This is a genomic window from Vescimonas sp., from assembly GCF_057856985.1.
Window position 1 is genome coordinate 333,903 of record NZ_DBLZXX010000001.1, and the last position, 23,455, is coordinate 357,357.

The following is a 23,455-nucleotide window of genomic DNA, read 5'->3' on the forward strand; positions in this document are numbered from 1 at the left end:
CACAAAGCCGTAAAGAGCGGCTTTGTGTCCTTTTTTGCTGCCAAAAAGAAACGATCTTTAAGGAGGAAAATCGCATGAGCGAACTGAAGCGTACCCAGCTATACGACGTCCATGTGGCCGCCGGCGCGGAAATGGTGGACTTCGGCGGATGGGAAATGCCCATCCAGTACCCCAGCGGCATTATTGCCGAGCACCTCTACACCCGGCAGGTATGCAGCCTGTTTGATGTGTCCCACATGGGCCGTCTGCTGATCGAAGGGCCGGATCGCAGGAAATTCCTGCAGCACGTGCTGACCAGCAACGTGGCGGCGCTGGACGTGAATCTGGCGCAGTACTGCATCATCCCCAATGAGAACGGCGGGGCTGTGGACGATGCGTACCTGTACATGTTCGAGGAGGACAACTATCTGCTGGTGGTGAACGCCGCCAATACAGAAAAAGACTTGGTGCATCTGCGAAAGGCTTTGGAGGGCTTTGACTGCACCATCACCGACATATCGAAGGGCTGGGCGGCCATCGCCGTGCAGGGGCCTAAGAGCAAGGAAATGCTGACGGCGCTCAACGGCGGCGCACAGCTGACAGAGCCTATGAAGAACGCGCTGGGCTCAGTATCGCTGGAGGGCCATTACGCCCACGTCGCCAAGACCGGCTACACCGGCGAACCTCTGGGCTACGAGGTCTATGTCCACAGCGAGGACGCGGAGTGGCTGTGGAACCGTCTGGTGGAGCTGGGCGCACGTCCCGCCGGTCTGGGCGCCCGGGACACGCTGCGCATGGAGGCTTCTCTGCCTCTGTACGGTCATGAGATGGGCACTGCTCCCGACGGCAGCGAGATCCCCGTCTTTGCCGTGCCGTTGGCCAAGTTCGCCGTCAGCTTCTCCGAGCAGAAGGGCGATTACATCGGACGTGCCGCGTTGGAAAAGCAGCACAGCTGCTTTGTAAAGTACATGGATCGTGACTTCTCCGATATGTCCGGCCTGCCCAGGAAGATCGCTCCCATCGCGCTGCTGGATCGCGGCGTTATGCGGGCGGGCATGGAGATCTATCAGGGCGGCAAGCTGGTGGGATGGGTCACCAGCGGCACCATGGTGCCCTACTTCAAGACCGAGGGTGAGGGCCTGTCCACCGTCATTCTGGAGGCCAGCGGCAAGCGCGCCATCGGCCTGTGCTATATCGACAACGACATTCTGGAGGACGACACCGTGGAGGTGGATGTCCGGGGCAAGCGGCTGAAGGCCGTCATCCCTGCCCGCCACATGAGCGTGGGCGCACCTCCCTTTGCCCGCCCGCTGCTGTACGGCGCGGAGGAGGACGCACACGGCGTGGGCAGCGGCGATCGCGCACCCAAGGCGCTGGAGCTGCTGAAAAAAGCACTGGAGAACCACCAGTGGCGGCAGGAGCAGTGCGTGAACCTCATCCCCTCCGAGAACACCCCCAGCCGCGCCGTGCGGCTGCTCAGCGGCAGCGACCCTGCCTGCCGGTACGCCGAGCACAAGAAGGTGCTGGCCTTCTACGACAAGGAGGTATTCTATTACCAGGGTACGAAATTCATCGACGAGGTGGAGCGGCTGCTGGTGGAGGAAATGCGTGCCTACTTCGGCTGCACCGAGGTGGAAACGCGTACCCTCAGCGGTCAGATGTCCAATATGGCGGTATTCTCCGCACTGATGGACTGGAAGAACCGCGTTGACCGCAAATCCGAGGCCAAACGTCTGGGCTACGTGATGAACAATCATATCATTAAGGGCGGCCATCTGTCCGCCCAGCCCATGGGTGCGCTCCACGACTATATCGCCATCGACCCGGTGACGGAGAAGCCTGCCGTGGTGAACTTCCCCGTCTGCGCCGACAACCCCTACAAGATGGATGTGGAGGAGACGAAGAGGCTCCTCGACCGCTACCGTCCGGAGCTGATCGTATTCGGCAAGAGCATGGTGCTGCACAGGGAGCCGGTGTCCGAGATCCGGAAGTTCGTGGATGAGCAGAACATCCACACCACCATCATGTACGACATGGCGCATGTGCTGGGACTCATTGGCGACCATTTCCAGAATCCCTTTGCCGAGGGAGCAGAGATCGTCACCGGCTCCACCCATAAGACGTTCTTCGGCCCCCAGCGCGGCGTCATCGGCGTGAACTATCAGGAGGATGACCTGAAGTACGGCCTGTGGAAGACCATCGAGAGCCGCACGTTCCCCGGCAGCGTGTCCAATCACCATCTGGGTACCCAACTGGGCATGCTGATGGCCGCCTACGAGATGAACCAGTTCCGTGACGTGTATCAGAAGGCGGTCATCGACAATGCCAAGTCCTTCGCCCGCAGCCTGAAGGCCCACGGCCTGGACGTGGCCGGCGACCCGGCCATCGGCTACACCGAGACCCACCAGGTCATCGTGTCCGTGGGCTACGGCGAGGGCCCGGACATCGCCGAGCGGCTGGAGCGGAACAACATCGTGGTGAACTATCAGGCCACCCCCGACGAGGAGGGCTTCACCGCCTCCGGCGCGCTGCGTATGGGCGTCAGCGAGATGACCCGCTTCGGCTTTGAGGCGGCGGACTTTGACAGGCTGGCCGGGCTGATGGCGGACTGCATCCTTCGGGGCAAGGATGTGAAGGAGGACGTAAAGAAGCTGCGGAGCGAGCATCTGGAGATGCGTTACTGCTTCGATGATGCCGAGATCGACGAGGCGCTGGAGCAGCTGGCCGCCAAGCTGGTGTAAGGCGTCTGCCTCGCGAGCCATAACGGAAATATACCCCGCCCCTGACGGGGCGGGGCAGGAAAAAATACGACCCGACTTATATTTTGATGGAGGTAAAGTATCATGTTGTATCCTGTTGAACTGCAGTATTCCAAATCCCATGAGTGGGTGAAGGTGGAGAACGGCGTCACCGTCGTGGGTATCTCCGATTTCGCGCAGAACGCGCTGGGCGACGTGGTGTTCGTGAACCTGCCCGCTGAGGGCGACGGTGTCACCGCCGGCGATGCCTTTGGCGACGTGGAGTCCGTGAAGGCCGTGTCCGATCTGGTGTCCCCCGTCACCGGCACGGTGTGCGCCGTCAACGAGGAGCTGCTGGACGCGCCGGAGAAGCTGAACAGCGATCCCTACGGCGCATGGCTCATCAAGGTGGAGAACGTGGAGGGCAGTGAGGAGCTGCTGGACGCCGCCGCCTACGAAGCCTTCTGCACCGAGGAGGGCTGAGCGATGGGCAGCTACGTTCCCTCTACCGGGACGCAGCGGGAGGAAATGCTCCGTGCCGTGGGTGTGAGCAGCACCCGCGACCTGTTCCGGGACGTGCCGGAGCAGATGCTCCTCACCGAGCCGCTGCATATCCCTGCCGGGATGAGTGAGCTGGAGGTCAGCCGCGCCATGACCGCTATGGCGGCGGAGAACCGCGTATACGGCACGGTCCTCCGGGGCGCGGGAGCCTATGACCACTACATCCCCTCCATCGTGAAATATATTCCCGCCAAGGAGGAGTTCCTGACGGCGTATACCCCCTATCAGGCGGAGATGAGTCAGGGCCTTCTGCAATCTATTTTCGAGTACCAGACCATGATCTGCGAGCTGACGGGGATGGACGTGTCCAATGCCTCCGTATACGACGGCGCCACCGCTGCGGCAGAAGCCGCCGCCATGTGCCGCGACCGCAAGCGCAGGGTGACGCTGATCTCCGGTGCGGCGCACCCCGACACCATCAACACCGTCTATACCTACTGCTACGGTACGGGCGATGAGCTGCGGATCGTACCCACCAGAGACGGCAAGACCGATATGGACGCCCTGCGTGAGATGCTGACAGCGGATGTGGCCAGCTTTTATGTGCAGCAGCCCAACTTCTTCGGCCAGCTGGAGGACGCGGAAGCGCTGGGTGCGCTGACCCACGAAGCCGGCGCGCTGTACATCATGGGCTGCAACCCCATCGCGCTGGCTGTTATGAAAACGCCTCGGGACTGTGGGGCGGACATCGCCGTAGGCGAGGGACAGCCCCTGGGCCTGCCTATGGGCTGCGGCGGCCCGTATCTGGGCTACATGGCCACTACGGATAAGCTGATGCGCAAGCTGCCCGGCCGTATCGTAGGCGAGACGGCAGACGCTCAGGGACGCCGCGCCTATGTGCTGAGCCTGCAGGCCCGGGAGCAGCACATCCGCCGGGAGAAGGCCAGCAGCAACATCTGCTCCAACGAGGCGCTGTGCGCCCTGACGGCGGGACTGTATATGGCCGCCATGGGACCGGACGGCATGGCGCAGGCGGCGGAGCAGTCCATGGCCAAGGCCCACTATCTGGCCGGGGCACTGTGCGCCGTCGACGGCGTGGAGCTGGTGTATGACGGGCCGTTCTTCCACGAGTTCGTCACCCGTCTGCCGGAGCGGGAAAACGTACTGGCCGCGCTGGCGGAGGGCGATATTCTGGGCGGTCTGCCCATCGGTGAGGACGGCGTACTGTGGTGCGCCACGGAGAAGGTCTCCCGCGCCCAACTGGACAAGGCCGTTTCCATCGTAAAGGAGGTGCTGGCAAAATGAAGCTGATCTTTGAAAAAAGCGTCTCCGGACGCCGCTGCACCATTCTGCCCGCCTGCGATGTGGAGAGCGTTTCCCTGCCCGCATCCCTGCGGCGGGAGACGAAGCCCACCCTGCCGGAGATGAGCGAAACAGACATCTCCCGCCACTATACGGAGCTTTGCAAGCAGGTACACGGCGTGAACTGCGGCTTCTATCCTCTGGGCTCCTGTACCATGAAGTACAATCCCCGTATCGATGAGGAGATGGCGGCGCTGCCCGGCTTCACGGGCGTACACCCCCTGTCCCCGGCGGAGGATCGACGGGGCATGCAACAGGTGCTGGACACCGCGGCGCAGTACCTCTGTGAGATCACGGGCATGAACGCCATGACCTTCCAGCCCGCCGCCGGCGCACACGGTGAGTTCACCGGCGTGCTGCTCATCAAGCAGTACCACGATGCGCGGGGCGACAAAAAGCGCACGAAGATCATCGTACCCGACAGCGCCCACGGCACCAACCCTGCCACCGCCGCCATGTGCGGCTATGATGTGGTGAACATCGCCTCCGGCGAGGACGGCTGCGTGGATCTGGACGCCCTCCGTGCCGCGCTGGGCGAGGACACCGCAGGGCTGATGCTCACCAATCCCAACACCGTTGGCATCTTCGACAGGAACATTCTGGAGATCACGCGCCTTGTCCACGAGGCCGGCGGCCTGTGCTATTATGACGGCGCCAACCTCAACGCCGTCATGGGCGTGGTGCGTCCCGGCGACATGGGCTTTGACTGCATCCACATGAACCTGCACAAGACGTTCGCCACCCCTCACGGCGGCGGCGGCCCCGGCGCGGGCGCGGTGGGCTGCAAGGCATTTCTGAAGGAATACCTGCCCCACAGCGCGCTGGCGGAGGAGCCGGGACATATCCAGGTACGCAGCTTCCAGGGCAACTTCCTGGTGGTGGTGCGGGCGCTGGCCTACCTGCTGGCATTGGGCAGGGAGGGCATCCCCGAGGCGGCGGAGAACGCCGTGCTGAACGCCAACTATCTGCTGGCAAAGCTGAAGGGGACGTATACCCCGGCCTATGACCGGCTGTGTATGCACGAGTTCGTGCTGGATCTCAGCGGCCTGAAGAAGGAAACGGGCGTATCCGCACTGGATGTGGCCAAATCCCTTATCGACGAGGGCATCCATCCGCCCACCATGTACTTCCCGCTGATCGTCCACGAGGCGCTGATGCTGGAACCCACGGAAACGGAGGGCCCCGAGACACTGGATCACGCGGCGGAGGTGCTGCGCAAGCTGTATCACAAAGCCTTTGAGGATGCGGAGTCCATGCACACCGCGCCCCACAATATGCCCATCGGACGGCCCGACGAGGTACAGGCGGCGCGCAGGCCCGTGCTGCGCTGGAGAAACGCATGATACGGAGACTTTTCACCTGCTCCGGCAGCGGCACAGACCCTTATCGCAATCTGGCGCTGGAGCGGTATCTCACGGAGACTGTGCCGGAGGACGCCTGCGTTCTCTACCTGTGGCAGAATCAGAACACGGTGGTCATTGGCCGCAACCAGAACGCCTGGAAGGAGTGCCGCACCGGCCTTCTGGAGCAGGAGGGCGGTGTGCTGGCGCGGCGGCTCTCCGGCGGCGGCGCGGTGTTCCACGATTTGGGCAACCTGAACTTCACCTTCAGCGTCACAGAGGAAAACTACGATCTTCACCGGCAGCAGCAGGTCATTCTCACGGCCTGCCGCCTGCTGGGACTCAGAGCGGAGCTGTCCGGGCGCAACGATCTGCTGGCCGAGGGGCGGAAGTTCTCCGGCAACTCCTTTTACGCCCACAACGGCAGGGCATTCCACAACGGCACACTGCTGGTGGATGCCGACATGACGAAGATGGGGCGGTATCTCAGCCCCTCCACCGCCAAGATCACCAGCAAGGGCGTGGATTCTGTGCGTTCCCGCGTGGTGAACCTGCGGGAGCTGTGCCCCGGTCTGACCATTGAAAAGGTGGCGGAGGCCATGAACCGGGCATTTGAGCAGGTCTGCGGCCTGACGGCTGCGCCCCTGCAAGAACAGGACTTCGACCATCATGCGCTGGACGCGCTGTATGCGCAGTTCAGCAGCCGGGATTGGGTCTACGGCCGCAGTGCGCCGCTGGACTTTGCCTGCGGGGACAAGTTCCCCTGGGGCGAGGTGAGCCTGCACCTGCGGGTGGAGCGCGGCACCTGCCGCGATGCGGCGGTGTATACCGACGCCATGGATGCGGGACTGTCCGCCGTGCTGGAGGGCGCTCTCAACGGCTGTGTGTTCTCCGCCGGGGCTCTGTGCCGCTCCTTAGAGGGCGCGGCGGTGCCGGAGGAGATCAGAGACGACCTGTGCCGCCTTATCTGCGCACAAAACATCTGAAAACACAGGAGGAACTCCTATGTCTGACTATCAGCTGATCGTCATCGGCGCGGGCCCCGGCGGGTACACCGCCGCGCTGCGCGCCGCCAAGCTGGGACTGCATACCGCCATCGTGGAGTGCCGGGAGGTGGGCGGCACCTGCCTGAACCGGGGCTGCATCCCTACCAAGACGCTGCTTCACGCCTCTCAGGTCTACTACGACGCCGTGAACGGCGCGGGTGTGGGCGTTCACGGCAGCCTTTCCTACGACATCGGCGAGATGTTCGATTTCAAGCGCAGCGTCAGCGAGAAGCTGCGCTCCGGCATCCACGCGCTGCTGAAGGGCACAAAGGTGGACGTCATCGAGGGTACGGCGCAGATCGCCGCTCCCGGTCAGGTGGATGTCACCGGCGCGGACGGCGCCGTGACACGGTATACCGCGGAACGCATCCTGGCCGCCACCGGCTCGGTGAACGTCCGCCCGCCCATTCCCGGACTGGAGCTGCCGGGCGTTATGACCTCCGACGAGCTGCTGGAGGGCACAGACACGCCGTATCAGTCCATCGTCATCATCGGCGGCGGCGTTATCGGTGTGGAATTCGCCACGTTTTACAGTCATCTTGGCTGTCAGGTAACGCTGGTGGAGGGCATGGCCAATCTGCTGCCCCAGCTGGATCGTGAGCTGGGACAGAATCTGGCGCAGATCCTGAAAAAGCAGGGCGTGGAGGTGCTGACCTCCGCCATGGTGCAGTCTGTGGAGCAGACGGCGGGCGGACTTTGCGTCCATTTGGAGCAGAAGGGCAAGGAGCTGACCGTCACCGGTGAGAAGGTGCTGTGCGCCATTGGCCGCCGGGCGTATTTCGACGGCCTGTTTGCCGCGGGGCTGACCCCGGCGCTGAACGGGAAACGGCTGCTGGTGGACGAAAGCTATCAGACCAGCATCCCCGGCGTGTACGCCATCGGCGACGCATCCGCCGCTGTGCAGCTGGCCCATGTGGCTGCGGCGCAGGGCGTGGACTGCGTGGAGCGGATGTGCGGCGGTAGGGGCAGCATCGATCTGAACGTGATCCCCAGCTGCATTTACAGTGCCCCGGAAATCGCTGCAGTGGGGCTCGCCGAGGCCGAGGCCAGGGAGCAGGGCATTCCCGCCGTGTCCGGCAAGTGTACCCTGTTCAGCAACGCCCGCACCATCATAGAAGACCCGGGACGCTGCTTCATGAAGCTGGTGGCGCGCACGGACACGCACGAGCTTATCGGCGCACAGCTCATGTGCCAGCACGCCAGCGACATGATCTCCCAGCTGAGTACCGCCATGGTGAACCGCCTGACGGTGGAGCAGCTACTGATTGTCATGCGTCCTCACCCCTCCTTCGAGGAGGCGCTGGGCGAGGCTGTGGAGAATTTGGCGTCCAAATTAGCGTAAAGCAAAGCAGGCAGAGGAATGCACCGCGCTTCTCTGCCTGCTGTGCAGGAGGCATTCATGGATACGATACAGCAGCAAAAGGAGGCGCTGCGGCGGGAGCTGGCAGCGGCGGAGCGGGCTATGATGCCGGAGGAAAAACGCTTGTCCGACGGCGCTATTCTCCGCCATGTACTGAATACGCAGGAATACCGCCTCGCCCGCACGGTATTTGCCTTTGTGGGACGGGCCGATGAGATCGACACGCGGCCGTTACTGGAGCAGATATTGGCGGACGGTAAACGGCTGTGCGTGCCGCTGTGTACCTCTCCCGGCGTCATGGAATGTCGTGAGGTGCCTGACTTGGCCGTGCTTCGCCCCGGCGCTTACGGCATTTCGGAGCCGCCGGACAATGCACCGGCAGTACCGCCGGAATGCGTCGATCTGGCCATCATCCCCTGCGCAGGCGCGGCTGCGGATGGCCGCCGACTTGGGCGCGGCGGCGGTTACTACGACCGATTTCTGGCCCGGTATACCGGCGACGCGCTGCTGCTGTGCCGGGAAAGGCTTTTGTGTCCGGATATTCCGCAGGAAACACACGACATCCGCGTCCCCGCTGTTGTGACGGAGCGGGGGCGGCAGGAGTAGGGAAAAGGCATCCCCGGCCGGGGATGCCTTTTCCCTATTTGCTCTGTGCCAGTTCCTTTACCGCCTGAATGGCCATGTCCGCCTCGTCCTCCGAGTTGAACACGGAGAAGCTGAACCGCACCGCGCCCTGCCGCACCGTGCCGAGGGCTTCGTGCAGACGGGGCGCACAGTGTGCGCCGGGGCGGGTGGCAATACCGTAGTCGGCATAAAGCACGTCCGACACCTCGGCGGAGTCCCAATCGCAGATGTTCAGCGCCGTGGTGGAGTTGGAAGTAAATACCACATGATCCGGGCGCGGGCAGCCCAGCAGCCGCGCCAGCTTTTGCCGCGTCTCGTACACCGTGCGGGACGCCTGCATGGACGCGCCGTGGGCGCCCCGGGCGGCGTTGCCCGCCGTCAGAATGGCCTGCGCCACCGCTTCCGCCACTCCGGGCGGCTTGCGGAGCGTGGTGGCCGCGTTGTCCAGATAGATGAGCTTTTCCATCAGTACATCTCCAATAGGAAGCAGCCGTTATGACCGACGGCTGCTGTGTCCAATGCGGTGCAGAGCGCGTCCCGCTCCTGCGGCAGCGCCTTCCACGCCAGACCGCAGCCCGCCGCGATCTGAGAGGGAACAGGGATCATCCGCCCCGGCAGACCGGCACGCCGGAACAGCTCCTCCGCCGCCATCGCCTGCGATGTGGCATGGAAGGTGATGACCAGCGCAGGCTTTTTCTGCCGCGTCAAGGCCGGATGACCTTCGTGGCCTGCATCTGCTTTTCCACGATGACGTACATATTGGTCACGCCGCCTACCCGCAGCTGCTCCGTCAGGCCGTAGTGATTCAGGCAGGTGCCGCAGGTCAGGATCTCCACGCCCAGCGATTCCAGCTTCCGCAGATCCTCCAGTGAGGAGGAGCCCTCGCAGGTAACGAACGCGCCGCCGTTGTAGAACAGGATGGTTCTGGGTAGCGTCTCCTGCTGGGTCAGGGCGAACAGGAAGCCCTTCAGCAAAATCTTGCCCAGCACCTCGTCGCCCTCGCCCATGTGGTCGGCAGATATGGCCACCACGGTGTTGTCTGCCGCGGCGGGAACAGTGCAGATGCCATCGGCACTGTCCGGCAGCTCCGCGTCCTCCCCTGCGGTGATGGTCACGCGGTACTCCTTTTCGCCCAGCTGCTCCGTTTCTACGGCACAGCCCTTGCTCTCAGCCAGCCGGGTCAGATTCTCCACAGCCGCCCTGTTGTCCACCAGCGTCTGTACCGTACCTGCGCCGTTCAGCTCCTTCAGGGCGCGCAGCGTCTTGACAACGGGAATGGGGCAGGCGTCACCCATAGCTTTTCCCAAAGCGCATTCTGTTGGAAATGGCTTATTACATCGGAATGGACATGACAGTCAAAAGAATCGCCAGAAATGCAAAGCTGATCCCGGAAAACAGGAGAAGAAAACTCTTTCCGCCATTGGGAACACGGCGCGTATATTCCCGAAACGTAATGAGGCTCGCAAGAGAAGCCACCAGCGTCCCTGCACCGCCCACATTGACGCCAACCAGAAGAGCGCGGGCATCCTGCGTGAAGCGACTGAGCAGAATGGCGGCAGGGACATTGTGATGATCTGGCAGGTGAGCGCGGAGATCAGCATTGTTCCGTGGGACAAAAGGCGGGCGAACAGCGCCCGGACCGATTCCATCCGGGCAAGATTGCCGGAAAAGGTGAAGAAAGCGGCGAAGGTAGCCAGCAGTCCCCAGTCTACGGTCTTCAATGCGTGCCGATCCAGAAACCAGAGTGCCAGAACAATGACAGTCAGGCCAAGAACATAGGGTACCAGCCGCAGCACCACGGCAACGGCTAAACAGAACAGTCCGCCATAGACGGCAGCCTGGCGGGAGTCTACTGTGACCTGCACTTCCGGCACGGAAAGACGGTCTTTGGGAAATGCCAGGCAACACAAGAGAATGAGAACGGTAGACAGAATGAAGGGCGGCAGCATTGCCGAAAAGAACATCCTTGCGGAAAGATCGTAATAGCTGAAAAGATAAAGATTCTGCGGATTTCCGAAGGGCGTGATCATTCCGCAGAGATTGGCGGCGCAGTTTTGCAGAATGAACAGGAGTGCGGCGTGCTTTTCCTGACCGGTAGAGGAAAGAACAAACCAGCCAAGCGGCAGAAATGTCAGCAAGGCGGTATCATTGGTCAGAAGCATAGACCCGAACATGGTGATGACCACCAGTGCTGTACATACGCCCCGAACCGTGGAAAAGGTGCGCACCATCCGCTGCGAAAGAGCAGAAAAGATCTGCAGGTCTCGCAGAGCACCTACCACCGCCAAAACACTAAACAGACAGGAAAGCGTTTTGAGGTCGTAATAGCCTAAGTAGTCCCTGTCGGGAGGAACAAAGAACGCCGTTGCAGCCGCAGCCAGCAGTGAAATGGCCAGCATAGCATTAGTACGGCACCAGCATTGAATCTTGCGCATAAAAAAATCCCTTTCGCGTGAAAAATGCAAAATTTCGCGTGTATATTTCCGTGAAGAAGATAACACATTTCGGGATGATTTACAATGAAGTTCTATTAACCCGGCAGATACCAAGCGGCAACGCAAATTGGCGCATATTTTGCGCTGCTGGAAACAATAAAAAGGTATCAAAACGAAGAAATAGAGCCACTGGGCGGAGGGCGACGCTCCCGCCGGGTGGCTCTGCAGGTTTTGGCTATGTTTCCCGCGTGTGGGTCACGGTGTAGGTTAGGCGGTTGCCCCACATTTTGCCCCACACTTCTTTCAACATTTATGCAACAAAAAAGCACCGAAAACCGAAGTTTTCGATGCTCTTTGGAGCTGCTGGGCGGATTCGAACCGCCGACCTCATCCTTACCAAGGATGCGCTCTACCTACTGAGCTACAGCAGCAAATGTGGCGACCAAGAAGGGGCTCGAACCCTCGACCTCCAGCGTGACAGGCTGGCGTTCTAACCAACTGAACTACTTGGCCATGTGCGCTTTCGTCTTGGAACTCAAGCGTGATTATTATAGCAAGAAGGCTTGCGGATGTCAACACCTTTTTCGCATTTTTTTGACCGGGCCGTATTGCCGCTCAAATCGGATTGTCAACCGCGGTTTTCTGTGCTATAATACCCTGTCAAACTGCCATAGGGAGGTGCGCCATGAAGATCGGCAGCGTTACCGTCAACGGAAAACTGTACCTGGCTCCCATGGCCGGCGTCACGGATCTGGCCTTCCGCCAGATCTGCCGCGAGCTGGGTGCTGACATGAGCTGCACCGAACTGGTCAGCGCCAAAGCCCTGTGCTATCAGGATAAAAAGAGCCGCGGCCTTCTGAAGCTGGCGGACAATGAGCGCCCTGCCGCCGCCCAGATCTTCGGCAGCGACGCTGGCTGCATGGCCGAGGCCGCTCAGATCGCGGCGGAGGTGTCCGGCGCGGCGGTCATCGATATCAACATGGGCTGCCCCGTGGGCAAGGTGGTGGCCAACGGCGACGGCTCCGCCCTGATGAAGGACCCCGAGAAGGCCGCGCGCATCGCCGAGGCCGTGGTGAAGGCCAGCCCCGTGCCGGTGACGGTAAAGATGCGCCGTGGCTGGGACAAGGGCAGCATCAACGCCGTGGAGCTGGCGAAAATGCTGGAGCAGGCGGGCGTCAGCGCCATCGCCGTCCATGGCCGCACCCGCACCCAGATGTACGCCGGTCAGGCGGATTGGACCACCATCCGCGAGGTGAAGCAGGCCGTCTCCGTGCCGGTCATCGCCAACGGCGACGTGTTTGCGCCGGAGGACGCCGTCCGCATCCTGGAGTTCACCGGTGCCGACATGGCCATGATCGGCCGCGGCTGCTTCGGAAACCCGTGGCTGTTCCAACAGGCCCGGGCCGCGCTGGAGGGGGAGCCCATCCCACCCCTGCCGCCGCTGGCGGAGCGGTGGGCCACGGCGGTGCGTCAGGTGGAACTGGCCGCCGCGGATAAGGGCGAGCACATCGCCGTGCTGGAGGCCCGCAAGCAGCTTTGCTGGTATCTCAAGGGCGTGAGTCACGCCAATTATTATAAGGAGCAGATCGTCCGCATGGACACGCTGGAGGACGTCTACCGCGTGTCGGCGGGGGTCAAGAGGGATTTGCGATGATAGAGGAAAAGGACCTGATCCGCCGGGGCGGACAGGGGGACAGCGATGCCTTCCGTCAGCTGGTGGAAACCTATCAGGCGCCGGTGTACCGTCTGGCGCTGCGTATGTGCGGCGGCGATGCGGCGCTGGCGGAGGACGCGGCGCAGGAGGCGTTCTTGGCCGCATGGAGGGGCCTGCCCCGCTTCCGCGGCGACAGCCGGTTCTCCACATGGCTGTACCGCCTGACCACCAACGCCGCCATCGACTGCCTGCGGCGGGAGAAGCGCCACCGGGGCACAGACGATTTGGACGGCGTGGATCTGCCGGACGGCGGCGACACGCCTCAGGAGACGGCGGAGCGCAGCGAGACCCGGAACGCCGTCCGCGCCGCCCTGTGCCAGCTTACCGACGAGCATCGGGAGGTGCTGCTCCTGCGGTATATGCAGGAGCTGGATTACGGCGAGATCGCCCGCGCCCTGCGCATCAGCGAGGGCACGGTGAAATCCCGCATCAATCGGGCCAAGGCCCGCCTGAAGGAGCTGCTGTCCGGCGGGAACCTTTCCGCCGCCGCGTCCGTCAAACCCACAGGAAAGGAGGGACAGCAATGACCCCGATGTTTGATGAACTGGATCAGGAGCTGCGCGAAGCACTGGCATTGGAGGCGCTGCCCTCCGCCGGTTTCACGGATCGCGTCATGGCCCGCGTGGCCCGGACGCCGCAGCAGAAGAAGACCCCTGCGCCCTACCGCAAGTGGCTGGTATCGGCGGCGGCCTGCCTGGCGGTGGCCGCGGCGCTGATCCCGCTGGCGCGCAGCGGCGGCGTTACCGGCGCGGGGAGCGCCGGTAACGATACCGTGGCGGGCAGCGCCAACCTTGAACTCTCCATGCAGAGCATGCCCGACGCCTCTGCGGACGATAACGGGGCCGCCGGAGACAACACCCAGCAGAAGCTGCGGGAGGACGCCGGCGATCAGGATAACGCCGGCGGGGACTTGACCCTGTCCGATCCGCTTTCCATGGAGGACGCGCTGACCAGCGCCGCCGAAGCCCTGCGGGAGCAGGGCTGGGACCTCACCGTGGTGGATCGTCAGGACAATGCGGTGCAGGTGACGCTCACCGCCGCTGACGGCGCATCCGGCGATCAGGCGCTGCTGGACGAGACCATGGAGTCAGCGGGCTTCACCGCCGCCGGCGATTGGTATATTTTTGGGAATTCCAAGGAGGAAACAGATTCGTGAAACTGCACACCCGTCAACTGACCTGCGCCGCCATCGTGGGCGCGGCCTATGCCGTCCTGAGCATCTTCGGCTCCATCTTCGGCATCACCTATGGCCCCATCCAGTGCCGCTTTTCCGAGGCGCTGTGCGTCCTGCCCTTCCTGCTGCCGGAGACGGCCTGGGGCCTGGGCGTGGGCTGCCTCATCGCCAACCTGCTCAGCCCCTACGGCGTGCTGGACATCGTGGTGGGCTCCGCCGCCACACTGCTGGCCGCGCTGCTCACCGCCCGCTGTAAAAAGAAGTGGCTGGCCCCGCTGCCGCCGGTGCTGGCCAATATGGTGCTGGTGGGTCTGGTGCTGGCCTATGAGCAGGCCGGTACCACCGCGGCCTTCTGGCCCACCTACGCCTTCAACGCCCTGACCGTGGGTGCCGGCGAGATCGTGGCCTGCTACGGCCTGGGCATGCTGCTGCTGTGGCGTCTGGAAAAGAGCAAGGCCCTGCAGAATTACCTGCAAAACCGCTGAATGCGGGAAAAAACCGAAAAAATATCGGGAAAAGTACTTGACTGACTTGAAAAAACCGGTATAATAAATAGGCTCGCATATTTGCGGGCATATCCTTGCTCTCATCTGAGAATGAGGGCCATTTGTCCAAAAGGAGGTGCAAAAGTATGGCAAAGATTTCCGCCAACTACGAGGTCGTCTACATCATCGACCCTGCACAGGGTGAGGAGGCAGTTGCCGCCACCGTGGCAAAGTTCCAGACTCTGGCAGAGCAGCATGCGTCCAACGTCGTCGTGGATGAGTGGGGCAAGCGTCGTCTGGCCTACGCGATCAACTACAAGACCGAGGGCTACTACGTGCTGATGAGCTTCACCAGCGGCCCCGAGTTCCCCAAGGAGCTGGATCGTATCCTTGGCATTACCGAGGGTATTATGCGTTCCATGATCGTCTGCAAGGGCGAGTAAGGGAGAACAGCAATGCTGAATCAGATCATCATTATGGGTCGGCTGACCCGTGACCCTGAGCTGCGCCGCACACAGAGCGGCACGGCGGTCTGCTCTTTCTCTGTGGCTGTGGATCGTGATTTCAAGTCCCAGTCCGGCGAGAAGGAGACGGATTTCATCGACGTGGTCGCGTGGCGTCAGACCGGCGAGTTCGTGTCCAAATACTTCACCAAGGGTCGCATGATCGTGGTGTCCGGCAGCCTGCAGTCCCGCAAGTGGCAGGACCGCAACGGTCAGAACCGCATTTCCTGGGAAGTCATCGCGGACAACGTTTATTTCGGCGACTCCAAGCGCGACAGCGCGGGCGACATGGGCGGCAGCTACGCGGCTCCGGCCTATACCGCTCCCGCCGGCGGATACAGCGCCCCTGTGGGCGGCGGTCCCTCCGGCTTTGCCGAGATCGACGAGGAGGACGGCGACCTGCCGTTCTGATGTGCCCTCAGCGCACATGAAACTTTATAAAGGAGGATACTTCCATGGCTATGGAACGCGAAAATAGACCCGCCCGCGGCGCCGGCAAGCGTCGCAAGAAGGTTTGCCAGTTCTGCGTGGACAAGTGCGAGTGCATCGATTACAAGGACGCTGCCAAGCTGCGCCGCTTCATTTCCGAGCGCTCCAAGATCCTGCCCCGCCGCACCACCGGCACCTGCGCCATGCACCAGCGTCAGCTGACCGAGGCCATCAAGCGCGCCCGTCAGATCGCGCTGCTGCCCTTCGTGACCGAGTAATTCCGGCCCGAAGCCATTGCAGCACCAAAAAGACCTGCCGTAAGGCAGGTCTTTTTTTACGTCCCGACCGCCCCTTTTCCTCCATTTACCACGCATTTTCGCCCTTGTAAACTTCAGGTTGCGCAGAAAAATATCCCTCTGACAACCTGAAGTTGCTGGACGCCGCCCCGCAGCTCCTGCTATAATACCATCAGTTAACAAGGGCAGACACGCCTGTCACCGCGCCTTTTCGGCGATTTTTGCCCTTTTCGCCTTGGCGGGCACGCGCCCGCCTGCGTCTCAAAAACCAAAAATCCCTGGAAAATCCATCGCTGACAGGTGCGGAGCAGTTTTGCCGGAGCAGAAATGTGTCCAGACAAGAAAAGACCCGCAGGGAATACTTGCCGTATTGCCAAGGGGCTTGACGCAGTATGGGCGCATTTCTGCCCGTCAAAACCGTGTCTGCCCTTGTCAACTGATGGTAGACGTAACAATGATAACAGGAGGTGTTCCCATGGGACTGTACGACGCTGTGGACCGCGGCGGCGTAGGCCGCAAAAAGGAAAAGACGCTGCGCAAGCCGCTTCTCATCGCGGCGGCCATCATCGCCGCCGTCATCGCGCTGGCCGTCTGGGCCTGCCGCTACCAGCTGCAATTCCGCTCCTGCGTCTCCACCCTCACCGACGCCACCCGCCACGCCCGCAGCGCCGGTGACTTCACCGTCACCGTGGACGGCGCAGCCGTCCCTGCCGGCGCCGATGATCTCAGCGACCTGCTGCGTCTCATCACCGCCTCCGGCGCAGGCCGTACCGGGACGGCTCCCACCGACCCGCCCCTCATCACCATCACCTACGGCGACGGCACGGTGCTGGACATCTGGCAGGTGCCGCTGGAAAACCCCTCCAACGACTGGACGGAAGGGCCATTTTTCCGCTGCACCTTTCCCGGCGGCAGGACCTACGGCTACGACACCGACCAGATCCCCATGACCCGCCTCACCCGCCTGTTTTCATAGCTTTTCCACAGACGTAAAAGCAGCCCCGTCCGATGGACGGGGCTGCTCTTTATCCGGAAATGCCTGGGGAAATGTGTTACTTCAGCGCCAGCTTGGCAGCGCGCTTCTTGCCGTACACGCAGCAACCCACCACATAGGCGGCGGCGCACACCACACCGATGATGTAGGCCGGCGTCCAGGGGATGTTGAAGCCGATGTGGGCGTTGGCGATGTAGGTCACGCAGATGAAGGCGTAGAAGCAGCCGGGGATCATGGGGATCCAAGCCCACTTACCCTTGCCGTTCTCAAACATCCACGCGGTGATGCACAGGAAGGCGAACAGGGACAGAGTCTGGTTGGCCCATGCGAAGTAACGCCACAGGATCATGAAGCCGTCGTTGTTGACCTTGGCGAACACGAGGATGGCGATGACCAGTGCGAAGATGGGCAAAGCCAGCTTGATGCGCTTGCCGTTGGTGGACTGGTCGATGTGCAGCGTCTCGGACAGGCTCAGACGCAGAGCGCGCAGTGCCGTATCACCGGAGGTGATGGGCAGCACGATCACGCCGATCAGGGCGATGATGCCGCCGACATGGCCCAGCAGGTACTTGCAGACGACGCCCACGGTGCCGGTAGCCAGCGCAGCCTTGGGCTCCTGCAGAGCCAGATTGTACACGCCCATAGCGCCGGCAGCCCAGACCATGGCGATGAAGCCCTCCAGCACCATCATGTTGTAGAAGGTGTTGCGGCCCTGACGCTCGCTCTTCATGGTACGGGAGATGATAGCGGTCTGGGTGGAGTGGAAGCCGGACAGAATGCCGCAGGCCACGGTCACGAAGAAGATGGGCAGGAAGTGACCGTTGGCGAAGTAGTCCGCGTAGGTGAAGGTACCCACGGTGCCGTCAGCGCCGGTCAGGCTCAGCACGGGAGCAGCCCAGCTGTCCCAGATGTTCATCAGGGGCATACCGGTGACGAAGATGCCGATGAAGATACCGATGGCGGAGAACAGCAGGATACCGCCGAAGATGGGGTAGATCTTGCCGATGATGGCGTCGATGGGGAACACGGTGGCGATCAGATAGTACAGGAAGATGACACCGTAGATGACCCACGTGGAAACAGAGGTGGCCTTGCCGTCAAAGCCGAACACCTGCGTGGCGGCGATGTCGCCGGGGGTGTAGATGAACACGGCGCCCACCAGCAGCAGCAGTACGCACACGAACACGTTGTAGAACTTATAGATACCCTTGGTGGAGTAGCGGCGGATCATCTCGGGCATCTGGGTGCCGCCGTCGCGCAGGCAGATCATGCCGGAGAAATAGTCGTGCATGGCGCCGCCGATGACGTTGCCGATGGGGATGGTCAAAAACGCGATGGGCCCAAACAGGATGCCCTGGATCGGTCCGAGGATGGGGCCGGTGCCAGCGATGTTCAGCAGGTTGATAAGGCTGTTCTTCCAGCCGCGCATGGGCACGTAGTCCACGCCGTCCTGTTTGGTGTACGCCGGAGTCTTTCTGTCATCCGGTCCGAAAACCTTTTCGCAGAAGCGGCCGTACAGGGCCGCGCCGCCCAGCAGGATGACAAGACCAATGATAAATGTTGTCACAAAAACACACTCCTTTACGAGATTTCCTTTCGACATCCGGATTGTCGAAACTTGATGTTCATATGGTAACACTATCTTCATAAAATTGGCGCTAATAAACGTTCTAAAAAGTACAGATTTCGTTAACGCCGCATACAGACCCGTTAAAAATCGCCATTTTTCAGCAAACATAGTGCTTTGCGCCGAAAACGTTTCCGAGAATGAAAGAAGTGGAAAAGCAGAATATTCCTATTTTGTTCCCGCGCTATGGCATCTCCTGCTCTCACCACCCCCGACGCCTATCGCGCACCTCGTTCTATCGACGGCTGATCTCGCTTTTTTCGTCCCGCACCCCGTCCGCATTTTCCGGCGCACCCAGATAGACGCACCCCGTAGGTGCCGGCGTCCCCGACGGCCCGTTGCTTTTCTTTTCCCCCACGCTTCCGGCGAAGGGTATTCCGCGCCCCGAGCGCGGGTCACTTTTGGCCGCAGCCCCAAAAGTGACCAAAAATGCTGCTTGAAACCGCAGGTTTCAAGACTTCCTGCGCGGCTGGCCGCGTCATAAAACGCCGCCGTGTACCCCGCGAAGACCAAAATATATGCCGATCGTCGTACAACGAATCGCGTGTACTCCTCTTATCGCTGCCGCTCCCGCGTACCGCGCGGAGACGCGCCGGTCTGTTATCGTGCAGCGGGACTGTTGCGTCCATATCGGCGGTTTCCCGAATACTGGCGCACCCAGATAGACGCCCCCCGTAGGGGCCGGCGGCCCGATTTATGTTCGAAAAGGAACACTGCTGCGGTGCCCGAAATTTCTGCGCTGCCTGACGGCGGGCGCTTGAAATTTTGACCGCGGCCACTCGCTCACCTCGCTGTATCCGCCACCGGCGGCGCTCGGATCGCTCCCTCCGGCGGGAATATTCCGCGCTCCCGAGCGCGGGCCACTTTTGACCGCAGCCCCAAAAGTGACCAAAAGGTCTGCTTGAAACCGCGGGTTTCAAGACTTCCTGCGCGGCTGACTGCGCCATAAAGCGCCGCCGCGTACCCCGCGAAACCCAACTTGCCGCACATCGCTGTACAACGAATCGCTTGCTGTCCTCTTATCGCTGCCGCTCCCACGCACCGCGCGGCGGTGCGCTGGCCTGCCAAATTTCGCGGCCCAACGGGCCGCACCTGCACATGCCGCCGCCGGAGGCAAGTGCGCGATTTGATAATCGCCTATATCGGTAGAACTGCCAATGTTCCCTGCCCGCCACGTCAGCGGCAGCGGGGGCAGGCCCATGGCCGATTCCCTGCGGAACCTTTTTCTGCCGCATCGAAATCGACCAAAAGGAAATCCAAAAACCACGGGTTTTTGGCGGCGTTCTTTCCCCCATTTCTTTCGCTGCTGAAAGAAATGGGGCCGCCGGAGGCAAAAGGCTTGGGAAAGCGTTCTGCGCCGGTGATACGGAATTTTCTTCTCGCGTCGGGGGAAAAGGAATATTCCGCGCTGCGCAGGCGCGTCCCCCGCACCCCGGTAAAAAGGAGGACCACCCGCAGGGTGGTCCTCCTTTTCACGCTTTCTGCCGCCGCGCGGCGGGCCTCACTCCGTCATGATCTTCAGGATCACGCGGTCCGTCTCCCGCATACCCTCCGCGGCCAGCACACCTACGTGGCGGACGGTGTCCTCCACATCGTCGCCCACGATGCCGTCGCCGGAGCGGAAGTTGTCGCCGTTGCGGTACATGTCGTAGCCCAGAATGCCGCAGTCCACGCCCATGGCGATCTTGCTGGCGCAGCTGGCCTTGGCCCCGTCGCAGATGCAGCCGGAGATCATGGCCACGGCGTTTTCCAGCGTGTGGCAGATGCCCTCGTAGTCCGCGCCCCGCAGCCATGCGATGCCGCAGCCCGCGCCCACACCGGCAGACACCGCGCCGCAGTAGGCGCTGAGCCGTCCGATGCCGGTTTTCTGGTGGATGGTGATGAGGTCGCTGAGGCACACGGCCCGCAGGATCTTTTCCTCGTCGGCCCCCATCAGCTGCCCGTATTTCCACACGGGTACGGAGGCGGTGATGCCCTGGTTGCCGGAGCCGGACACGATGACCACCGGCATCTCGCAGCCGTTCATGCGGGCGTCGGAGCCTGCGGCGGCCCAGGCCCGTGCCTGGGTGGCCCAGTCCGTCCCGCCCTGCAGCAGGGTGGAGCCGATGTTAGCGCCCCAGCTGTTTCGAAGGCCCTCGGCGGCGATGGCGGTGTTCTTCTCGATCTGCCGCCCCACCGTGGGCCGTATCACGTCTATGGGTATGGTTTCAGCGAATGTGATAATGTCCTTGACGTTCAGCACGGACTTGTCCTGAAGATGATCCTCGGCGTTGCCGGTCACCGGCAGCTCCTTCAGGACCTGCCCGTCCCGTGCCATGTAAATGATATTGGTGTGATTGTTGGCCACGCGGACGCAGGCGCTGTGCCCGCCCAGCCAGCCTGTCAGCTTGATGTCCAGCAGGCAGGGCGTTTCAGGACAGGTGATCTTCATGGGCGTCCGGTCCAGATAGTCCTGGATGGCCGCCGTGTCCTCCTCCGTCACGTTGGCGATGACCTGAAGCTCCGCGTCGGCGTCGCCTGCCACTATGCCCACGGCGATGGCGGCGTCGATGCCGCGGCGGCCCGCCGTATTGGGAACCACCACGGATTTCACGTTTTTCAGGATGTTTCCGCTGACCTCGGCCAGCACTTTTTCCGGTTTTCCGCCCAACACCTCGCGCAGTTTTGCGGCACAGTACGCGACGGCGATGGGCTCTGTACACCCGGTAGCCAGCAGGAGCTCCTCCCGCAGGATCGCCGTGTAGGCGGCGATCTTAGAGTCGTTCAACATCACACATTCTCCTTTTTTCAGTTGTATTTTGCCGCCGGAGCGCAGACGCTTTCGCGCCGCGCACTGGCGCGATCAGGCCAGGCGGTACTTGCGCCGCAGGCCGGATGTACGGTTTTTCGCGCCTTACAGAGCGGGCACATCATCCTCCTGCCGGACCCAGTCCGTCACGTCCACCACCTGAAACTCCGCCTCCGTCCGGCGGATGATGACGCGGCTGATGCCGGCGTTGATGACCTGGCGGCGGCACATGGCGCAGCTGGTGGCGTCTCCCAGCAGCGCGCCGGTCCGGGCATCGCGGCCCACCAGGTACAGGGTGCTGCCCACCATGTCCCGCCGGCTGGCGGAGATAATGGCGTTGGCCTCGGCGTGGACGCTGCGGCACAGCTCGTACCGCTGCCCCCTGGGTACCTGCATGGCCTCGCGGGTGCAGAAGCCCATGTCCACGCAGTTCCGGCGGCCCCGCGGCGCGCCGTTGTAGCCCGTGGAGATGATCTCGTCGTTCTTGACGATGATGGCGCCGTACACCCGCCGGAGACAGGTGGCCCGCTCCAGTACCGTTTCGGCGATGTCCAGATAGTAGTTTTCCTTACTGATGCGTTCCATACAAGCGCCTCCTCACATGTTCCTGTACACATTATAATACAGATGCGGCGGCGAAGGCAAGAAACGTGTGTCCGCCGGCGCTCCGCGAAGTACACAAAAATTCGGCAGCAGATTTGCCGAAATGGACAGAAAACCGGCGGGCACCGCCCGCAAAAGGGCCGCGTCCGCCGGTGATTTCCTCATGAATTCCGGATGAGGCGCATCAGGAAGTAAAATACTTCCTGATGGAAATTATTTATGCACGAAAAAGCGCGGAAAATGAATAGTTATACATTCAGGCGTTCTTGAAAACCATCTCCGGCGCATGGATGACCACGTGGGTGTTGTCGGCCACAGAGCTGGTAAGGAAGGCGTTGCCCCCCACCACGGTGTGCTCGCCGATGACGGTCTGACCGCCCAGAATAGACGCGCCGGAGTAGATGGTCACGTCGTCGCAGACGGTGGGGTGCCGCTTGCCCGGCAGGCTGGCGTGGCCCGCCCGAGGCGACAGCGCGCCCAGCGTCACGCCCTGGTACAGCTTGACGTGGCTGCCGATGACGGAGGTCTCGCCGATGACGATGCCGGTGCCGTGGTCAATGAAGAACCAGGGACCGATCTGAGCGCCAGGGTGGATGTCGATGCCGGTGCGGCTGTGGGCGTACTCCGACATGATCCGCGGGATCATGGGCACGTGGCGCAGGTACAGCTCGTGGGCGATGCGATAGACGAAGATGGCGAACAGGCCGGGGTAGGCAAAGATGATCTCCTCCTTGTTGGCGGCGGCGGGGTCGCCGTCGAACGTGGCCTCGATGTCCGTCAGCAGCATCTGCTGGATGCGGGGCAGCTCCGCCATGATGGACTCGGTGATCTGGGCGGCCTGAGCCGCCTCGCCGTCCGGCAGAGCCAGGGCGATCTGGGCCGTCATCCCCGTTTCGATGCGTTCCAGCAGCAGCGCGGCATAGTTCTCTGCAGGAAGGGCCATCAGCTGCGGGTCGCCGAAATAGGCGGGGAAGAACAGCCGCCGCAGCTCCTTGAGCAGGGCGATGATGGCGCTGCGGTCCGGCAGACGCAGCTTTTTCCCGTACATAGGTATGGCCGCATTTTCCATGGTCGTTGCCATGGCGCGTGCAATTTCTGCGGTATTGCTCATGTTGAACCCTCCAAAATAAAAAAGGACGGTGGGAGATGTCACACATCTCCCACCGTTCTCAAAGAATACGGTGTGGCCGCGGCAGGAGCCGCGTTACTCGGCAGAGATCGTATGACGGAAATGGGCGCAGCAGACCAGGCCCGCACAGCAGGCGGGCAGACAACAGGTACAGTTGGTCTGGATGCGAACGGTCATACGATTCTCCTTCGGCACTTCCCGCGGACACACAGAGCCTCGCCCTGACGGTGTCCGCGCTTTCGTATTATTATACGTGACCATTCACGGCGCGTCTATGTGCGGTATCGACAAAAACGGCGAAAAATAGGGGGCGAATGTTGTGACTGTG

General features: G+C 62.0%; 24 protein-coding genes and 2 tRNA genes. 15 read left to right on the forward strand and 11 right to left on the reverse strand.

What is annotated here, in order from left to right; translation table 11 throughout:
* Positions 1-74 precede the first annotated feature (74 nt).
* The 7 genes from gcvT to ACZM22_RS01570 all read left to right on the forward strand — a co-directional run bounded on the left by gcvT (position 75) and on the right by ACZM22_RS01570 (position 8,932).
* A complete protein-coding gene (gene gcvT, locus ACZM22_RS01540; protein WP_489542878.1) occupies positions 75-2,720 on the forward strand; it encodes a glycine cleavage system aminomethyltransferase GcvT in 2,646 nt (881 codons plus the stop codon).
* Positions 2,721-2,822: 102 nt separating this feature from the next.
* Positions 2,823-3,200, forward strand: a complete 378-nt coding sequence (gcvH, locus tag ACZM22_RS01545) for a glycine cleavage system protein GcvH (protein WP_489542879.1) — start codon at positions 2,823-2,825, stop codon at positions 3,198-3,200.
* Between the two features lie 3 nt (positions 3,201-3,203).
* On the forward strand, positions 3,204-4,523 hold the full coding sequence (gcvPA, locus tag ACZM22_RS01550; RefSeq protein WP_483268571.1) for an aminomethyl-transferring glycine dehydrogenase subunit GcvPA: 1,320 nt from the start codon (positions 3,204-3,206) through the stop codon (positions 4,521-4,523).
* Positions 4,520-5,923 (forward strand): aminomethyl-transferring glycine dehydrogenase subunit GcvPB, encoded by a 1,404-nt coding sequence (gene gcvPB / locus ACZM22_RS01555; RefSeq protein ID WP_489542880.1) that lies wholly within the window; start codon positions 4,520-4,522, stop codon positions 5,921-5,923. The genes gcvPA and gcvPB overlap by 4 nt, the downstream gene beginning before the upstream one ends.
* A complete protein-coding gene (gene lplA, locus ACZM22_RS01560) occupies positions 5,920-6,906 on the forward strand; it encodes a lipoate--protein ligase (protein ID WP_489542881.1) in 987 nt (328 codons plus the stop codon). The genes gcvPB and lplA overlap by 4 nt, the downstream gene beginning before the upstream one ends.
* A 19-nt stretch (positions 6,907-6,925) precedes the next feature.
* Entirely contained in the window at positions 6,926-8,308 is a 1,383-nt protein-coding gene (gene lpdA / locus ACZM22_RS01565) for a dihydrolipoyl dehydrogenase (protein WP_489542882.1), read from the forward strand.
* Between the two features lie 57 nt (positions 8,309-8,365).
* The gene (locus tag ACZM22_RS01570) at positions 8,366-8,932 is read left to right on the forward strand and encodes a 5-formyltetrahydrofolate cyclo-ligase (RefSeq protein ID WP_489542883.1); all 567 of its coding nucleotides are present in this window, start codon (positions 8,366-8,368) and stop codon (positions 8,930-8,932) included.
* Between the two features lie 34 nt (positions 8,933-8,966).
* Here the strand turns inward: ACZM22_RS01570 and ACZM22_RS01575 are convergent, their stop codons facing one another.
* The 6 genes from ACZM22_RS01575 to ACZM22_RS01600 form a co-directional block, all read right to left on the reverse strand.
* Positions 8,967-9,416, reverse strand: coding sequence for an aminotransferase class V-fold PLP-dependent enzyme (locus ACZM22_RS01575; protein WP_489542884.1), 450 nt, complete (start codon positions 9,414-9,416; stop codon positions 8,967-8,969).
* Positions 9,416-9,658 carry a putative Se/S carrier protein gene (locus ACZM22_RS01580; RefSeq protein WP_489542885.1) on the reverse strand — a complete coding sequence of 81 codons (243 nt, stop codon included), beginning with the start codon at positions 9,656-9,658 and terminating at the stop codon, positions 9,416-9,418. Before ACZM22_RS01580 ends, ACZM22_RS01575 begins: the two co-directional genes overlap by 1 nt.
* Positions 9,655-10,245, reverse strand: coding sequence for a sulfurtransferase-like selenium metabolism protein YedF (yedF, locus tag ACZM22_RS01585; RefSeq protein WP_489542886.1), 591 nt, complete (start codon positions 10,243-10,245; stop codon positions 9,655-9,657). The genes ACZM22_RS01580 and yedF overlap by 4 nt, the downstream gene beginning before the upstream one ends.
* A 60-nt stretch (positions 10,246-10,305) precedes the next feature.
* The gene (locus ACZM22_RS01590) at positions 10,306-11,385 is read right to left on the reverse strand and encodes an SLC13 family permease (RefSeq protein ID WP_489542887.1); all 1,080 of its coding nucleotides are present in this window, start codon (positions 11,383-11,385) and stop codon (positions 10,306-10,308) included.
* Between the two features lie 355 nt (positions 11,386-11,740).
* Positions 11,741-11,816: transfer RNA gene (locus ACZM22_RS01595), tRNA-Thr, on the reverse strand.
* A gap of 5 nt (positions 11,817-11,821) precedes the next feature.
* Positions 11,822-11,898 (reverse strand) — tRNA-Asp (locus tag ACZM22_RS01600).
* Between the two features lie 172 nt (positions 11,899-12,070).
* On the opposite strand from ACZM22_RS01600, the gene dusB reads away from it, so the two are divergent.
* The 8 genes from dusB (at position 12,071) to ACZM22_RS01640 (ending at position 16,962) form a co-directional block, all read left to right on the forward strand.
* Positions 12,071-13,039: a tRNA dihydrouridine synthase DusB gene (gene dusB, locus ACZM22_RS01605; RefSeq protein WP_484424300.1), complete on the forward strand. Its 969-nt coding sequence runs from the start codon at positions 12,071-12,073 to the stop codon at positions 13,037-13,039.
* Positions 13,036-13,626, forward strand: coding sequence for an RNA polymerase sigma factor (locus tag ACZM22_RS01610; protein WP_489542888.1), 591 nt, complete (start codon positions 13,036-13,038; stop codon positions 13,624-13,626). Before dusB ends, ACZM22_RS01610 begins: the two co-directional genes overlap by 4 nt.
* Positions 13,623-14,255 (forward strand): hypothetical protein, encoded by a 633-nt coding sequence (locus tag ACZM22_RS01615; protein WP_489542889.1) that lies wholly within the window; start codon positions 13,623-13,625, stop codon positions 14,253-14,255. Before ACZM22_RS01610 ends, ACZM22_RS01615 begins: the two co-directional genes overlap by 4 nt.
* Positions 14,252-14,758, forward strand: coding sequence for a QueT transporter family protein (locus tag ACZM22_RS01620; RefSeq protein ID WP_483267093.1), 507 nt, complete (start codon positions 14,252-14,254; stop codon positions 14,756-14,758). The genes ACZM22_RS01615 and ACZM22_RS01620 overlap by 4 nt, the downstream gene beginning before the upstream one ends.
* Before the next feature lie 146 nt (positions 14,759-14,904).
* On the forward strand, positions 14,905-15,201 hold the full coding sequence (gene rpsF, locus ACZM22_RS01625; protein ID WP_483267092.1) for a 30S ribosomal protein S6: 297 nt from the start codon (positions 14,905-14,907) through the stop codon (positions 15,199-15,201).
* 12 nt (positions 15,202-15,213) lie between these two features.
* On the forward strand, positions 15,214-15,672 hold the full coding sequence (locus tag ACZM22_RS01630; RefSeq protein ID WP_483267091.1) for a single-stranded DNA-binding protein: 459 nt from the start codon (positions 15,214-15,216) through the stop codon (positions 15,670-15,672).
* Positions 15,673-15,716: 44 nt separating this feature from the next.
* On the forward strand, positions 15,717-15,968 hold the full coding sequence (rpsR, locus tag ACZM22_RS01635) for a 30S ribosomal protein S18 (RefSeq protein ID WP_482681278.1): 252 nt from the start codon (positions 15,717-15,719) through the stop codon (positions 15,966-15,968).
* A gap of 493 nt (positions 15,969-16,461) precedes the next feature.
* Complete coding sequence (locus ACZM22_RS01640; protein WP_489542890.1) at positions 16,462-16,962, forward strand: hypothetical protein; 501 nt, start codon at positions 16,462-16,464, stop codon at positions 16,960-16,962.
* Positions 16,963-17,038: 76 nt separating this feature from the next.
* Here ACZM22_RS01640 and ACZM22_RS01645 read toward each other — a convergent pair whose 3' ends face one another.
* From ACZM22_RS01645 to epsC, 5 genes are all read right to left on the reverse strand, one after another.
* Positions 17,039-18,547, reverse strand: coding sequence for a carbon starvation CstA family protein (locus ACZM22_RS01645; protein WP_484437269.1), 1,509 nt, complete (start codon positions 18,545-18,547; stop codon positions 17,039-17,041).
* A 1,236-nt stretch (positions 18,548-19,783) separates the two neighbouring features.
* Positions 19,784-20,083, reverse strand: a complete 300-nt coding sequence (locus tag ACZM22_RS01650; protein ID WP_489542891.1) for a hypothetical protein — start codon at positions 20,081-20,083, stop codon at positions 19,784-19,786.
* A gap of 25 nt (positions 20,084-20,108) precedes the next feature.
* Positions 20,109-21,380 carry an L-cysteine desulfidase family protein gene (locus ACZM22_RS01655; RefSeq protein WP_489542892.1) on the reverse strand — a complete coding sequence of 424 codons (1,272 nt, stop codon included), beginning with the start codon at positions 21,378-21,380 and terminating at the stop codon, positions 20,109-20,111.
* 120 nt (positions 21,381-21,500) lie between these two features.
* Positions 21,501-21,980, reverse strand: a complete 480-nt coding sequence (locus tag ACZM22_RS01660; protein ID WP_483267086.1) for a deoxycytidylate deaminase — start codon at positions 21,978-21,980, stop codon at positions 21,501-21,503.
* A gap of 274 nt (positions 21,981-22,254) precedes the next feature.
* Positions 22,255-23,109, reverse strand: coding sequence for a serine O-acetyltransferase EpsC (gene epsC / locus ACZM22_RS01665; RefSeq protein WP_489542893.1), 855 nt, complete (start codon positions 23,107-23,109; stop codon positions 22,255-22,257).
* Between the last annotated feature and the right edge of the window lie 346 nt (positions 23,110-23,455).